Source organism: Oceanisphaera sp. IT1-181, assembly GCF_033807535.1.
Taxonomy (GTDB): Bacteria; Pseudomonadota; Gammaproteobacteria; order Enterobacterales; family Aeromonadaceae; genus Oceanimonas.
This window is the reverse complement of record NZ_CP136856.1, coordinates 2,702,692-2,717,928: the sequence shown is the minus strand read 5'-3', so window position 1 is coordinate 2,717,928 and position 15,237 is coordinate 2,702,692. Positions and strand designations below refer to the sequence as shown.

Genomic DNA, 15,237 nt, shown 5'->3' with positions numbered 1-15,237 from the left:
ACAGTCAGTGGCCATTGGACTTTTGGCCCACCTTCATACTCGCTCGGCCAGTAATGGGAGTGATGCCATGAATAACCTCAGCAATAGCACGCCAGATTGCGTGTATCAGCCTCAGTTTATTGACGGCCATGCCTTGTCTATTCCTACCTTCACCTTATTACAAGCAGACGGCTGCTTATTTCCTCGCGCCCGTGCCCCTAATTTGAACCGCGAACAGGCTTTAAAAATCTACCACAGCATGGTGTTTATTCGCATTTTAGATGAGCGAATGTTGGCGGCACAGCGCCAAGGGCGTATCAGTTTTTATCTGCAATGTTTAGGGGAAGAAGCCACCACTGTGGCCAGTGCGGCGGCGCTGGATGATAAAGATATGATCATGGCGCAATATCGCGAGCAGGGCGCTTTGCATTATCGGGGCTTTAGTTTGACCCAGTTTATGGATCAGCTGTTATCGAATGAGCACGACTTAGGAAAAGGTCGGCAAATGCCGGTGCATTATGGCAGTAAGGCGCTACATTATATGACTATCTCCTCACCGCTGGGCACCCAGATCCCTCAGGCTAGCGGTTACGCTTATGGCCAAAAGCTGCGCGGCGAGCCCAATATTACGCTGTGTTACTTTGGTGAGGGGGCGGCCTCTGTAGGGGATTTTCATGCGGGCTTAAATATGGCAGCAGTATTGAAAGCACCGGTGATTTTTTTCTGTCGTAATAATGGTTATGCCATTTCGACACCGGCTCATGAGCAGTATATCAGCGATGGTATTGCCAGCCGTGGAGTGGGGTATGGTATACCCGCCATTCGGGTGGACGGTGCCGATGCGCTAGCTGTGTATGAAGCTACACGCCTAGCGCGAGAGCTGGCGTTATCTGGTCAGCAGCCTGTATTAATTGAGGCCATGGCTTATCGGTTAGGCGCCCATTCTTCGTCGGATGACCCCAGTGGTTATCGCTCCCGAGATGAGGAAGCACTGTGGCGCAGTCAAGATCCCATCGCCCGCTATCGTCGCTGGCTGTTACAACAAGATTGGCTTGACGAAGCGGCAGACCAGTTGGCCTCTGATGTATTACGCCAAGAAGTACTAGAAGCACTCAAAATCGCCGAAAAGATAGCTAAACCTCATATAGATACCTTGATTACTGATGTGTATGCGCAGCCCACCGACTTATTGCACAGCCAGCTGGCTCAACTTAAAGCCCATATTCGCCGCTTTCCCGAGGCCTATCCGCTAAGTGCCGCGAGGTGCAAATAATGGCAGAGATGAACTTATTGCAGGCCATTAATCAGGCTCTCGACTTAGCGATGGCTCGAGATAAAGACGTGGTGTGCTTTGGTGAAGACGTAGGGCACTTTGGCGGTGTGTTTCGTGCCACCAGTAAGTTACAGGAAAAATACGGCACCGCGCGCTGCTTTAATACGCCACTTACCGAACAGGGCATTATCGGTTTTGCCAATGGCATGGCGGCCAGAGGGTTAAAGCCGGTAGCTGAAATTCAATTTGCCGATTACATCTATCCCGCCTTTGATCAAATAGTGAATGAAACCGCTAAGTTTCGGTATCGCTCAGGTAATGAATTTAATGTGGGTGGCTTAGTTATTCGCACCCCGTACGGGGGCGGTATTGCTGGCGGCCATTATCACAGTCAATCACCGGAAGCTTACTTTGCCCATACGGCAGGTATTCGGGTGGTGATACCGCGTAACCCTGCCCAAGCCAAAGGTTTGTTGCTGGCCGCTATTGCCTGCCCAGATCCAGTGCTTTTTATGGAGCCCAAACGCTTGTACCGTGCTGCGGTGGGTGAGGTGGATATTGCTTATTATGAAACACCACTCGATAAAGCTGAAGTGGTACAGAGCGGCTGCGATGTCACTGTATTGGCCTGGGGCGCGCAAATGGAAGTGGCCGCCAAGGCGGTGGTGCTGGCGGAGCTGGAGGGTGTGTCTTGTGAATTGATTGATTTGCGCACTATTTTACCTTGGGATCAAGACTGCATTGTGGACTCGGTACTGAAAACCGGCCGATTAGTGATCAGCCACGAAGCGCCGTTGACCGGTGGCTTTGCCGGTGAAATTGCCGCCACTATTCAACAGCATTGCTTTTTGTACTTAGAAAGCCCCATTGCTCGGGTTTGTGGCTTAGATACGCCATACCCATTGGCGCTTGAAAAAGAATATCAGGCAGATCAGCTCAAAGTGTTTAGCGCGATCATGGACACGGTTAACTTTTAGGGGAAACCATGAGTCAAGAGAAGCAAGAGCAACAGGACTTTTATCTGCCCGATATAGGTGAGGGCATAGTGGAGTGTGAGCTGGTGGAGTGGCTGGTAGCTGAAGGCGAGCAGGTCACTGAAGATCAAGCCATTTGCGATGTGATGACCGATAAGGCCTTGGTGCAAATTCCGGCCATGCATAATGGGGTGATCACTAAGCTGTATGTGCCTAAAGGTGAGTTAGCAAAGGTGCATGCGCCGCTGTTTGCCATGGAGATAGCCGCCACCATCGCAGCAACGGATCCTGCCGTACCTGAGTCTAGTGATGATGCAGTGAGCAGTATTCAGACTAATCAGACTGAAAGCCGCCCATCCCAAGATATCGCTAATCAAGGAACAGGCAAGACTGTGGCCAGCCCTGCGGTGCGCCGGTTGGCGCGCGAGCAAGACATTGAGTTAAGCGAGGTGCAAGGCTCCGGCGACAACGGCCGAGTCTGTAAAGAGGATCTGGCTGTCTTTTTAGCAACGCACTCGTCTACCAGACACGCAGCTACCACAGCAGCACCTTCTTCCTCCACTCAGAGGACTAAACAAGAGCAGCTTAACAGCCCGCCAACCAGTGAGGCTCGCGAGCCGCTGACCGGCATCCGGGCAGCCATGGCCAAACAGATGACCGCCAGCCTCAGTATACCGCAATTTACCTTATGCGATGAGCTGCGTTTGGATGAACTACTGCAGCTAAAAGCACGTTTAACGCCCGTGTTTGACGAGCAGCAACGTAAGCTCACCTTATTGCCTTTTTTTATTAAAGCGCTGTCGCTCACGCTGGTAGATTTTCCGTTATTAAATGCACGACTAGATGAAGAAGCTCGTCATCTTCACTATCAAGAGTCGCATCATATTGGCGTGGCCGTCGATACACTAAGTGGCTTGCTGGTGCCGGTATTGCGCAATTGCCAGCAACTATCGTTATTAGAGATAGCGGCCGAGCTTGCGCGCTTGAGCACGGCGGCGCGGGCGGGGAAACTTACGCCTCATGAGCTGCAAGGCGCCACTATTAGCTTGTCTAACGTGGGCGCCTTAGGCGGGTTGGTGTCCACGCCCATCGTCACAGCACCTCAGGTTGCGATAGCCGCCTTAGGTAAATGGCGCTTTGTGCCGCGCTTTAATGAACAAGGCGAGTGTGAATCACAGGCCATTATGATGGTGTGTTGGTCTGCGGATCATCGCCTGATTGATGGCGCTACCTTAGCCCGATTTAATCGGCGTTGGTGCCAGTACTTAATGCAACCTGAACGCATGTGGGCGCAGTTAACTTAAGGTAAGGGCCTTAAGTTAAAGAGCTTGTAAGTTAAAGAACATTAAGTGCGAAGATATTCAGTTGAGAGGCAGGTGATATGGATGCGCATCGACTAGACAATTTTTATATTCCAGAAGAGCAGTCGGTGTATTTGCTCAATGCGGGTGATGCCAAAAAGCTCAAAGATTGGATCGCACTCTGTATCGCCAAGTTAGAGGCCTTAGGTTATCAAGATATTCAACTTGTGGGCCAAGGGGCCTACGGTTTTACCTTTGCCGGCTGGGCCGAATCGGGCCAAGAGTATGCCTTTAAGTTCTCTCGCATTACCTTGGCGCTCGCGGTGCGGGAGCGCCTCGCCGATGAAGCCTATATGTTGTCGCAAGTGCATCACCCGCGGGTGCCGCGTTTCATCACTTATAAACGCATTAAGAAACAAGGCATTTTAATGATGAGCCGGGCACAGGGCTTAGATCTGGAGCAATACAGTTTACGCGTAGGTCGATTATCGGCCCGACAAGTTGTGGATATTGGCGTGCAGCTGGTCGATATTTTGCAGATGCTACGCGACCCCCAGGAACACGGCCAAAAGCAAGACGGCCAACAACAAGACGGCCAAAAACGACCCATAGTACACGGTGATATTAAGCCCTCAAATATTGTGTTTGATGCCAATACTAATCGTATCTGCCTAGTGGATTGGGGCTCATCGGTGTTTGCCCAAACCGACAGTCAGGGGCAGTGTGTTTCAAGCAATGTGATGCAGCTTATGTCGGCGGACTTGCAACACACTAATGCTCGCTTGGGCGATATTTACTTTATTGGCGCTGAGCAAAGAGCCGGCGCTTTATCTAACCCGCGCTTTGATGAACAAGGCGTGGCCGCCACCTTGTATGCCTTGGCCTCAGGCCAAGGTTGTCGCTTTGGGCAAGCCGTGCTGCCCGCGCGCAGCTTAGGCCTCCCCAAAGAGCTGGCGCTGATGCTTGATGGCTTATTAGCGCCAGATCCCAACCAACGCCGCCAAGCGGGGGATTACTTTATGCAGTACATGGCGCGATTACAGCACTTAGTGTTGCCCGAACTGCCGCTTTCGGAGCCACAGGCCCAGCTGCCGGTGTGGGTGAGTTCATATGCCTCTGCCATGGATACTGTGGTCTATTCATCACGCACCTCTTTTTTACGGGAAGCCTTAGCCGAGCAGGATGAGCCAAGCTTGCTGCTCGATATTAATGATGCTCAGCTGGCGCGTTATTATAAAAATTACTTGGCGGGTATGGGCGACGGTGAAAAAGCCTTTTTGGCCGCTGTCAGTCGGCTGGGCCGTTATCCAGTGGTGGGTGGCTTGGTGGTGCAGTGGCAAACGGAAGGTCTGTATATCGACTCTAGCTTGAATTTATATGATGCCGAGCTGGAGCTGGCCTTTACCCAAGCGGTGAATAATGTGGTGAAGTTGGCACAAGGCATCACCAAAGTGGGCTTGTTTAAAGCCTGTTTGTTTAATGCGCGCAATACGCTGCATTTAAGTCGTCTTGACCCCAGTCAGCCCTTTCAGCCTAGCGCTGATATGCAGCTGGCTTATCGCTTAGCAACTAATGCCAGCCCTGCGGATGCCAGTCGCCAGCATTCCTATTTTGAAGATGGCCGAGATCCTGATGAACAGCTTACTTTGCCCGCTTCTATGATGGCGGTGCTCGCTAGGCTCAATGATATTCATCACAGTGGCTGTATAATTTTTGAAGTAACCGCTCAGCATCTGAAGTTGCACAGTTATTATCGGCTGCTCGACGTTAGCGCAGAAACAGACTTTGCCGCATTACTGGCACAAGTGGTGGCGCTGATCCCGATGATCACAGATCAAGGCGTGGCCGGCTTTATGAAATTGCCCCATAAAAATACCCGCTTCTTTAATAGCCAAGTAGTACAGCCCGATTGCTTCTATCCGGCCAATCCAAAGGTAGCTGTCAATAGTGAAGGGTAAAACGTGAGGAAGATGGCAAGTACAAACATAAAGCCATTTTTGCCACGGAAGAACACGGAACGCACGGACGCAGTTCACAAGCGACAAATGAACAGAGCTTATTATTGGTAAGATCTAACACCTAAGAATCTGGCTCGGTTGGCCCTTACCATTAAATCTATTTCAGATCTGATCACTATTTTTCCGTGTTCTTCCGTGTATTCCGTGGTGAAAAAATATTTAGTGGTTATTTTTTCACGCCTCACGCCTCACGCCTCACGCGCTTTCGCAATCACAAATTCCATCAGCTCGGGGTAGAAGCCGAGAAAGGCCTGTTCCATGTCATCATAATGAGCGCGTAATAAAGGTGCGCATTGGGGCAGAGGGGTGGGGCGGCGAAAGCGCTGGTCGATGCGAGAAAGAGCCAGACTAATACCGTCTAAGGTTTGATAGCTGGCGAGCAGTTGATATTGCTGCATGCGTGCCACCAGCGTCACCATTGCGGCAGGCCACTGGGCATCGGGTGTTAATTGCCGGTGGGCCTCATTAATAAAATCCGGTAACGGTTGTTCATGATAGCAATGCCAATGGAGAGCCAGAAAATGATCAAACATCATGTCCATGATAATGCCGCCATAGCGGCGAAAAGGGCTCGGCATGGCTTGCACCGCCCCAAGATGCAGCGGATGGGCATCGGTAAAGCTGTCAATCTGGCGATGCAGTCGAATACCCAGTTGCAGTTCGGGTGCTAACTGGGTGTCTATGTGGCCTTTGGCATATTCCCCTAATAGGGCGCCGGCCAAGCTGGTGTGGCTAATGTGCGCCAGATGCAAGTGCGCCAAATAGTTCATGTGTCATGGCTCTGGTTATTGGCTCTTAGCTATGGGTTATAGATTACTCTTCTGCTGGGTGCGGTATGGCTAAATCCAGCTCATCAGAGTCCAAATCATCAAAGGGTTGCTCGGCAAGCTGTGCATCCAAGACCTCGAGTAAATGGATTGCCACCGTTACAAAATCACTGTCGGTGACTATGCCCACGACCTTGCCTTTATCGACCACAGGTAAGCAGCCGTATTTGTGTTTTTGTAAATGCAGCGCCGCTTCACGAATGCCGGCCTTAGGGCTGACGGTCACCACCTCTTTAATCATGATTTTTGACAGGGGATGCTGTTCGAGAAAGCGGCCGTTTTGGCCTGTTTCTAGGCTAGACTCTTGAGCCGCTAAGATATCGCGCTGGCTGACCAAGCCGATCAGTTGATCGTCTTCCAACACGGGTAAGTGGCGAATATGATGGCGCTGCATTAAGGTGCGCGCTTCACTGAGCGTGGCCGAGGGCGGCAGGCCGATAATTTCGCGGGTCATAATTTCAGAGACGATAGCTGACATAAGTCTTCCCCTTTTTTATATCAAGATAGTCTAAGGCCTAGCGGTGTCGCAAAACGGCCTTTACAAATCTGTCTTCCACAAAATAGTCTTATCGCTTACAAGGCGTTATCTAATTCTTCAGGTCTGTCTTCACTACTGACCTTACGCTATCTCTTCATATTATTCATTATGCGCCATCAATATCGAATTGCCTTGATCCAAAAGGGTCGCCTTACTAGACTAGCGCCCGTTAAGACAAGAGGTGTTGTATGCTGGTCCGCGATTTTTCCTTTGAACTCCCCGATGAACTGATAGCCCGCCACCCTATGGCTGAGCGCACTGCGAGTCGTTTGCTACAAGTAGACGGCAACAGCGGTGCCATTAGCCATGGTCATTTTCAGCAGTTATTGACGCAGATAAATGCCGGTGACTTATTAGTGTTCAACAATACCCGCGTGATCCCAGCGCGCCTCTATGGCCAAAAGGCCAGCGGTGGCAAGCTTGAAGTCTTGGTGGAGCGGGTATTGGATGACAAGCGAGTGCTGGCGCATGTGCGCTCCTCTAAGTCGCCCAAACCGGGTACGGCGCTGATTTTAGAGCCTAATGTGCAGGCCACCATGCTGGCGCGCCACGATGCCTTATTTGAAATTGAGTTTAATGACCCGCGCTCTGTGCTAGAAATTCTCGAAGCCGTGGGCCATATGCCGCTGCCGCCTTATATCGACAGACCGGATACAGACGCGGATAAAGAGCGCTATCAAACCGTGTATAACGAAAAGCCCGGTGCAGTAGCAGCACCCACGGCGGGTTTGCACTTCGACCAAGCGCTGTTAGACGCGCTGGTAGAAAAGGGCGCCGAGTTAGCCTTTGTGACGCTGCACGTGGGGGCGGGCACCTTTCAGCCGGTGCGTGTGGAGCAAGTGCTGGATCATAAAATGCACGCCGAATACATAGAAGTCCCCGCTGAGGTCGTAGATAAGATCAATGCGGCGCGCGTACGTGGCGGGCGTATTATTGCCGTGGGCACCACCTCGGTGCGCTCCTTGGAAAGTGCCGCCCAAGCCAGTCTTGCACAAGGGCAGCCGCTGGCGCCTTTTTATGGGGACACGGATATCTTTATCTATCCGGGATATGAGTTTCAGCTGGTGGACGCCATGATCACCAATTTCCATTTACCCGAGTCCACCTTGATGATGTTAGTCAGCGCCTTTGCCGGTTATGACCATATTAAAGAAGCCTATCGCCAGGCGATTGAGCAGCGTTATCGTTTCTTCAGTTATGGCGACGCCATGTTGCTGACGCGCCAGAAAAAAATGTGAGGCGAGAAGGGGGACAGTTTTTTGTAGGCGAACGCTTGCTCTCGCATTTCGCCGAAGGCGGAACTAGAAGGCAGCGCTAAGTACCAAGCTAAACAGGATATAACAGGTAGAGGCCGCTTTAGCTGGCCGGTTTTGCATAGCAAAACAGTGAGGCTTCACTCTCACCTGATTTACAACAAGATCAGACTGTTTCTCTGATCGCTAAGAGGTAATACCATGAAGTTTGAACTGCATACCACAGACGGCTTAGCCCGTCGCGGCCGCCTCACCTTTGATCGCGGCGTGGTCGATACCCCAGCGTTTATGCCGGTGGGCACCTATGGCACGGTAAAAGGCATGACCCCAGAAGAAGTGCACGCTACCGGCGCGCAAATCTTGCTGGGCAACACCTTTCACCTCTGGGTGCGCCCTGGTCAAGAAGTGATGAAGTTGCACGGTGACTTGCATGACTTTATGAACTGGCAGGGGCCAATTTTAACGGACTCTGGCGGTTTTCAGGTATTTAGCCTCGGCGATATCCGCACCATCACTGAAGAGGGGGTGTTTTTTCGCAATCCCGTAAACGGCGATAAGATTTTCTTGTCACCGGAAGTGTCGATGGAGATCCAGTACGATCTGGGTTCGGATGTAGTGATGATCATGGACGAATGCACGCCTTTCCCAGCTACGTGGGAAGAAGCGAAAAAATCCATGGAGATGTCGTTGCGCTGGGCTAAACGCTCACGGGATCATTTTGATAAACAGGGCAATAAAAATGCCTTGTTTGGCATCGTCCAAGGCGGCATGTACGAGGACTTGCGTGATGAGTCCTTGACCGGTTTGCTGGACATCGGCTTTGACGGTTATGCCATTGGTGGCTTGGCGGTGGGTGAGCCCAAGGCCGAGATGCATAAGATATTAGAGCATACTTGCCCGCTCATTCCTGCTGATAAGCCCCGTTATTTAATGGGTGTGGGTAAGCCGGAAGACTTAGTAGAAGGCGTGCGTCGCGGTATCGATATGTTCGACTGCGTAATGCCGACTCGTAACGCCCGTAACGGCCATTTATTTACCACAGATGGCGTGGTTAAAATTCGCAACGCCAAGCACAAAGTCGATACTGGCCCGCTAGATGCAGAGTGTGATTGCTACACCTGTAAGAATTATTCGCGCTCTTATTTGCATCATTTAGACAAATGTAATGAGATTTTAGGCTCGCGTTTAAACACCATTCATAATCTGCGTTACTACCAAAGAGTGATGGAAGGTTTACGCGGTGCTATAGAGCAGGGTAAATTAGATGAGTTTGTGGCAGACTTCTACGCGCGCAAAGGACTTGCAGTTCCGCCTTTGGGCCAAGTTGCTGCAGAAAGTGACCAATAACCGCTTTATTTGTCAGTAAGGAGCAGGGCATTACGTCCTGTTTTTTAGATGGCTCTTAGGGATTTAACGCTTAATTATTTTATTGTTTAATTATCAATGAGGAATGAACACTAATGAACTTTATCTCTAACGCTCACGCTCAAGGTGGTGTTGCTGGTGGTGGCATGGAAATGATCATCATGCTGGCCGTATTTGGTTTGATTTTTTACTTTATGATTTTCCGTCCTCAGTCTAAGCGCGTTAAAGAGCACAAGAACCTGATGGCGGCATTGGGTAAAGGCGACGAAGTGCTGACCAACGGTGGCTTGGTAGGCAAGATCGCAAAAATTACTGCCGACAGCGACTATGTGCTGTTGAGCTTGAGCGAGCAAAGCCAAGTGACCATTAAGAAGGACTTTATTACTGCCGTCCTGCCTAAAGGCTCTATTCAGTCCCTTTAAGCCTCTTAAGGAGCACAGCGTGTTAAACCGATATCCGCTGTGGAAATACTTGATGGTGATCTTCGTGGTCGCCATCAGTTTTCTATATGCAGCACCTAATTTATTTGGTGAAGACCCCGCATTACAGGTATCCGGCACTCGTGGTACCCAAGTAACGAGCGAAATACTGGTTAAAACGCAGCAGCGTTTAGCAGCTGCGGACATAGAAATTAAAAGTGCCGCACTGGAAGACAATCAATTGTTGGTGCGTTTTCGCGACACCGACGACCAACTGAAAGGCAAAGAATTAGTGGCCGAGCTGTTGGGTGATAACTACATCACGGCCCTTAACCTTGCGCCCGCCACTCCCAGTTGGTTACAAGCCATAGGTGCTGGCCCGCTTAAATTAGGCTTGGACTTGCGCGGTGGTGTGCACTTTCTGATGGAAGTGGACATGGACGAAGCGCTTAATCGCGTCCAAGAACAACGAATTCAAGACTTCCGTACCGATTTACGGGAAAAACGCCTGCGTTATTCGGGTGTATTAAGCAAAGACGACGGCACCTTAGTGGTGTTTCGTGACGCCGATACCCGCAATCAGAGTTTAAGTTATTTACGGGATCGCTACCCGGGCTTGGTGTTTTCTGAGCGCGACAGCGGCGATAACTTCGGCTTGTTTGCCACTATGAGCGAGCAGCGCTTAAAAGAAGTAAAAGAATACGCACTGCAGCAAAACATCACCATTATTCGTAACCGTGTTAATGAGCTGGGTGTGGCCGAGCCTTTGGTACAACGCCAAGGTGCGGATCGCATCGTAGTGCAATTGCCCGGTATTCAAGATACGGCGCGCGCCAAAGAGATTCTGGGTGCCACCGCGACTCTTGAGTTTCGTTTAATCGATGAGAAAGCAGACGTAGCTGCGGCTGATGCGGGGCGCGTACCCGCCAATAGCGAGTTGATGCGCGATCGTAATAATCGGCCCGTAGTGCTGCAAAAGCGGGTGATCTTGACCGGTGAGCACATCGTTGACTCCAGTGCCAGCATGGATGAGTTTAGTCGTCCGCAAGTGAACATCAGCTTGGATGCGCCCGGTGGTAGCCGCATGGCCGATTTTACCAAGGATAACGTAGGCCGCTCCATGGCGACTGTGTTTACCGAGTATAAAACCGGTGATGAAAAAAATGAGGATGGCTCGAGCCAGCTCTACAAACAGCAAGAAGTGATTAACATTGCCACCATACAATCGCGTTTAGGCCGTAGTTTTCGCATTACCGGCATAGACTCGATGGCGGAAGCGCAAAATTTATCTTTATTGCTGCGCGCTGGCGCCTTAATCGCGCCTATTCAAATTGTGGAAGAGCGCACCATAGGCCCAAGTCTGGGCAAGCAAAATATCGAAAACGGTATTATGGCTATGTTGTACGGCATGTTGGCCGTGGTGATCTTCATGGCGATTTATTATCGCAAGTTTGGTCTGGTGGCGAACGTGGCTTTATTTGCCAACTTGGTGATCATCATAGGCGTAATGTCTATGGTGCCCGGCGCCACCATGACGCTGCCTGGCATTGCTGGTATCGTGCTGACCATAGGGATGTCGGTGGATGCCAACGTGCTTATCTTTGAGCGAATTCGTGAAGAGCTCAGAGACGGTCGCGGTGTACAGCAAGCGATACACGTGGGCTACGACAAGGCACTGGGCACTATTGCCGACTCCAACATTACCACCTTGATCACTGCAATCATTTTATTTGCGATAGGCACAGGCCCCATCAAAGGCTTTGCCATCACCTTGATCATAGGTATTTTGGCTTCGATGTTTACCGCGATTGTGGGTACACGAGCCATAGTGAACTTGCTCTGGGGCGGCAAACGTCTCAGCAAATTGTCGATATGAGGAAGTAACCATGTTTGAGATCCTCAAAACCCGAGAGCCCATTCGCTTTATGCGCCATGCCAAGGCGGCGTCTGTTTTTTCCTTGGTATTGATAGCGCTGTGTTTCTATTCTTTGTTTACCAAAGGCTTGAACTGGGGCCTAGACTTCACTGGCGGCACTGTAGTTGAAGTGGAGTTTAGTCAATCGGTAGACTTGGATGAAATACGCCAGCAATTAGATGCAGCCGGATTGGCGGGTGCCACAGTGCAAAACTTTGGTACCAGTCGTGATGTGTTAATACGCTTAGCACCCCACGCCGACGGTGATGTGCAGCAGCAAGGCGATGGCGTATTGGTGGCGGTACAACAAGCCAATAACCCAGCAGAAATGAAGCGCTTGGAGTTTGTTGGGCCCGCCATTGGTAAAGAGTTGGCGGAGCAGGGCGGCTTAGCCATTTTGGCCGCTTTACTGTGTATTATGGCCTACGTGGGTCTGCGCTTTGAATGGCGCTTAGCCTCGGGTGCTGTGATGTCACTGGCGCACGATGTAATCATTACGCTCGGCGTGTTCTCGTGGATCCAGATTGAAGTCGACCTAACCATAGTGGCGGCCTTGCTTACCGTAATCGGTTATTCGTTAAACGATACCATAGTGGTGTTTGACCGAGTGCGCGAAAGCTTTCGTCGCGTGCGCACGGTCAGCACGGTACAGGTATTTAACGAAGCCATCACCGATACCTTGAGCCGTACCTTGATTACCTCGTTGACGACGCTGGTGGTGGTGATCGCCTTGTTTTGGAAAGGCGGAGCCTTAATACACGGTTTTGCGACCGCGTTATTGATAGGTATTGGTTTTGGTACTTACTCTTCTATCTATATAGCCAGCGCTTGGGCTATGATGTTGGGTGTGAAGCGTGAGCACATGCTCCCACCCCAGATTGAAAAGGAAGGGGCAGATCAGGACCCGCTGTCATAGCGTTTTTACTAAGGGCCCATAAGGGCCCTTTTTATTGTGAAATGCATTTGCTACATGACAAATGTCGTTTAGCTGCATAACATGAGTTCATAATGAGACAAGTTCGGAGCCGTCTTGAACCATAGATTATTGCTCGGCCCTTTAGTATTGGTAAGTTGCTTATTGCTTGGTTGCAGCGCTTCCCAGACGGTCACTCCGACGCTGGTGCTGCCCATACCGATGCAGGTTTCATACGAGAGTGAGCTGGGAATTGCCCGTTTGGGGCAAATGCTTAATTCGCCTGGCTTAACGCCACAGCAGCGTGCTGAATTGTTTTTTCAGCGCGGCGTCATTTTCGATCGCGTAGGCTTACGTGCCATGGCGCGGCTCGACTTCAATCGCGCCCTGCGCGAGCGACCGGACTTTGCTGATGCCTATAATCTTAACGGCGTTTATTTAACGCAGAATCAGGACTTTGACGAAGCGTATGAGTCTTTTGACTCGGCGCTGGAGCTGGCACCCGACTATACCTATGCCAACTTAAACCGCGGCATAGCGTTGTATTACGGTGGACGCCCAGCATTAGCGGCGCGGGATCTGAAGGTGTTTCTCGATGAAGAGCCCACAGATCCGTACCGCCTGTTGTTGTGGTATCTGGCACTGGAAAAAATAGACCCTAAGTCGGCACTCCTGTCACTCAAAAACCATCAAGTGCAATATGGGAGTGATGAATGGGCGTGGGACATTGTGAATGTCTATTTGGGCACTGTGGATGAAGAGCAGTTACTTAACCGCATTGCTGAAGAAAGCGTGGATAATCAAGAGTTAGCCGAGCGCTTATGTGAAGCCTATTTTTACTTAGCCAAGCGAGCTCAGCATAACGGTGAGCCGCAACAGGCCGAAGTCTATTTCAAGCTGGCCATTGCTACTAACGTGTATGATTTTGTTGAACACAGATATTCGTTATTGGAGTTAGACTTAGCCGCTGAAGCTGCTAATCCTACTCGTTAAGCCACAGCTCAAAGCCTATTACTGAACTCTTTAAAGCCAAGTGTGTCACCGCATTTGGCTTTTTTGTTGTGCATTTTTTGCTCTTGATATGTCTTGGTCGGCTAGACGCTTACAGCTGGCTGCGACTGTGCTAGAATCTTTTGCCTTAAGCACCCTTGGACTTGCTAGCTATGCTTGAGCAAATACGCATCGTGTTGGTTAACACCTCACACACTGGAAATATCGGCTCCGCCGCCCGCGCCATGAAAACCATGGGTCTCACTGAGCTCTGGCTGGTGGATCCGGTCAATCCTATCGACGATCAAGCCATAGCGCTGTCGGCCGGTGCCCACGACGTGCTGGGAAATGCGCGCGTGGTAAGCACATTAGCTGAAGCGGTCGCCGACTGCGGGCTGGTGATTGGTACGAGTGCGCGCTCGCGCACCTTATCTTGGCCAATGCTGGACGCGCGAGAGGCCGGCGAAAAAGCGCTGCGCGAAGCGCCACAGCACAAGGTGGCCTTGGTCTTTGGCCGCGAGCGCACCGGTTTAAGCAATGACGAACTGCATTTATGCCAGTTTCACGTGGCCATTCCGGCCAATCCGGATTACAGCTCTTTGAACTTAGCCATGGCCGTACAAACACTCAGTTATGAAGTGCGCATGGCTTGGTTGGCTGCAGAGCAAGCTAACGCCGAGCCCGAGTCTGGCTATCCGTTGTCGGCTGACTTAGAGCGTTTCTACCAGCATTTAGAAGAAACCTTGCTGGAAACTGGCTTCATCATTAAGGCGCATCCAGGCCAGGTGATGACCAAGTTACGTCGCATCTTTAACCGTGCTCGACCTGAAGAGCAAGAGCTGAACATCTTGCGTGGCATCCTCACTTCAGTGCAAAAAACAATACACAGAAATGAGCGTCTATCCGACGATAATAGCTGAGTGTTTTAGTCGGGTTAATACTTGACTGATTTACTCGGGTATGGCAACCTGACGCTATATTTAGAAAGGGTGGAACGAGATGAGACTAACATCAAAAGGGCGTTATGCAGTAACAGCCATGTTGGATGTAGCCTTGCACGGTGATGCAGGACCTGTATCACTGGCCCATATCTCTGAGCGTCAGGGAATATCTTTGTCTTACCTTGAGCAATTATTTGCCCGACTGCGCAAACATGGCTTAGTGAGCAGTGTGCGCGGCCCCGGTGGCGGTTATTTGCTGGGCATGGCTAAGGCGTCTATTTCGGTGGGCGCCATTATAGTGGCAGTCGACGAATCCGTAGACGCCACCAAATGCCAAGGTAAGGGCGATTGCCATAACGGCAGTCAGTGCCTGACGCACACCTTATGGTGCGCCTTAAGTGACCGCATTAGCGATTTTTTAGAAGGCATTAGCTTAGCCGAGCTGGTAAACCAGCAAGCCAAAAGGCGCGTGCCTGAACAGCAAAATAATACCTTAAGCCTGTTGACTCTGGATTAACCAGTACCACAGCA

General features: G+C 50.8%; 14 protein-coding genes. 12 read left to right on the top strand and 2 right to left on the bottom strand.

Going from position 1 to position 15,237, the window contains the following annotated elements; genetic code table 11:
• Positions 1-67: 67 nt before the first annotated feature.
• The 4 genes from R0134_RS12040 (at position 68) to R0134_RS12025 (ending at position 5,485) form a co-directional block, all read left to right on the top strand.
• Positions 68-1,252, top strand: coding sequence for a thiamine pyrophosphate-dependent dehydrogenase E1 component subunit alpha (locus R0134_RS12040; RefSeq protein ID WP_319782194.1), 1,185 nt, complete (start codon positions 68-70; stop codon positions 1,250-1,252).
• A complete protein-coding gene (locus R0134_RS12035; protein WP_319782193.1) occupies positions 1,252-2,229 on the top strand; it encodes an alpha-ketoacid dehydrogenase subunit beta in 978 nt (325 codons plus the stop codon). The genes R0134_RS12040 and R0134_RS12035 overlap by 1 nt, the downstream gene beginning before the upstream one ends.
• 8 nt (positions 2,230-2,237) lie before the next feature.
• A complete protein-coding gene (locus tag R0134_RS12030) occupies positions 2,238-3,530 on the top strand; it encodes a 2-oxo acid dehydrogenase subunit E2 (RefSeq protein ID WP_319782192.1) in 1,293 nt (430 codons plus the stop codon).
• A 77-nt stretch (positions 3,531-3,607) separates the two neighbouring features.
• Positions 3,608-5,485: a protein kinase domain-containing protein gene (locus tag R0134_RS12025; protein WP_319782191.1), complete on the top strand. Its 1,878-nt coding sequence runs from the start codon at positions 3,608-3,610 to the stop codon at positions 5,483-5,485.
• 248 nt (positions 5,486-5,733) lie between these two features.
• On the opposite strand, the gene R0134_RS12020 is transcribed toward R0134_RS12025, so the two are convergent.
• Both R0134_RS12020 and R0134_RS12015 read right to left on the bottom strand, forming a co-directional pair.
• On the bottom strand, positions 5,734-6,315 hold the full coding sequence (locus R0134_RS12020) for an ACP phosphodiesterase (protein ID WP_319782190.1): 582 nt from the start codon (positions 6,313-6,315) through the stop codon (positions 5,734-5,736).
• A gap of 43 nt (positions 6,316-6,358) precedes the next feature.
• Positions 6,359-6,850, bottom strand: coding sequence for a CBS domain-containing protein (locus R0134_RS12015; protein ID WP_319782189.1), 492 nt, complete (start codon positions 6,848-6,850; stop codon positions 6,359-6,361).
• A gap of 248 nt (positions 6,851-7,098) precedes the next feature.
• Here R0134_RS12015 and queA point away from each other — a divergent pair, with 248 nt between their 5' ends.
• The 8 genes from queA to iscR all read left to right on the top strand — a co-directional run bounded on the left by queA (position 7,099) and on the right by iscR (position 15,223).
• A complete protein-coding gene (gene queA, locus R0134_RS12010) occupies positions 7,099-8,148 on the top strand; it encodes a tRNA preQ1(34) S-adenosylmethionine ribosyltransferase-isomerase QueA (protein WP_319782188.1) in 1,050 nt (349 codons plus the stop codon).
• Between the two features lie 216 nt (positions 8,149-8,364).
• Entirely contained in the window at positions 8,365-9,510 is a 1,146-nt protein-coding gene (gene tgt / locus R0134_RS12005; RefSeq protein WP_319782187.1) for a tRNA guanosine(34) transglycosylase Tgt, read from the top strand.
• A gap of 113 nt (positions 9,511-9,623) precedes the next feature.
• Positions 9,624-9,950 (top strand): preprotein translocase subunit YajC, encoded by a 327-nt coding sequence (gene yajC, locus R0134_RS12000; RefSeq protein WP_319782186.1) that lies wholly within the window; start codon positions 9,624-9,626, stop codon positions 9,948-9,950.
• A gap of 19 nt (positions 9,951-9,969) precedes the next feature.
• Entirely contained in the window at positions 9,970-11,823 is a 1,854-nt protein-coding gene (gene secD / locus R0134_RS11995) for a protein translocase subunit SecD (RefSeq protein WP_319782185.1), read from the top strand.
• A gap of 10 nt (positions 11,824-11,833) precedes the next feature.
• Positions 11,834-12,778 (top strand): protein translocase subunit SecF, encoded by a 945-nt coding sequence (gene secF / locus R0134_RS11990; RefSeq protein WP_319782184.1) that lies wholly within the window; start codon positions 11,834-11,836, stop codon positions 12,776-12,778.
• A 114-nt stretch (positions 12,779-12,892) separates the two neighbouring features.
• The gene (gene nlpI, locus R0134_RS11985; protein ID WP_319782183.1) at positions 12,893-13,768 is read left to right on the top strand and encodes a lipoprotein NlpI; all 876 of its coding nucleotides are present in this window, start codon (positions 12,893-12,895) and stop codon (positions 13,766-13,768) included.
• A 170-nt stretch (positions 13,769-13,938) separates the two neighbouring features.
• Entirely contained in the window at positions 13,939-14,685 is a 747-nt protein-coding gene (trmJ, locus tag R0134_RS11980) for a tRNA (cytosine(32)/uridine(32)-2'-O)-methyltransferase TrmJ (RefSeq protein ID WP_319782182.1), read from the top strand.
• A 79-nt stretch (positions 14,686-14,764) separates the two neighbouring features.
• Entirely contained in the window at positions 14,765-15,223 is a 459-nt protein-coding gene (gene iscR, locus R0134_RS11975; RefSeq protein WP_319782181.1) for a Fe-S cluster assembly transcriptional regulator IscR, read from the top strand.
• Positions 15,224-15,237 lie beyond the last annotated feature (14 nt).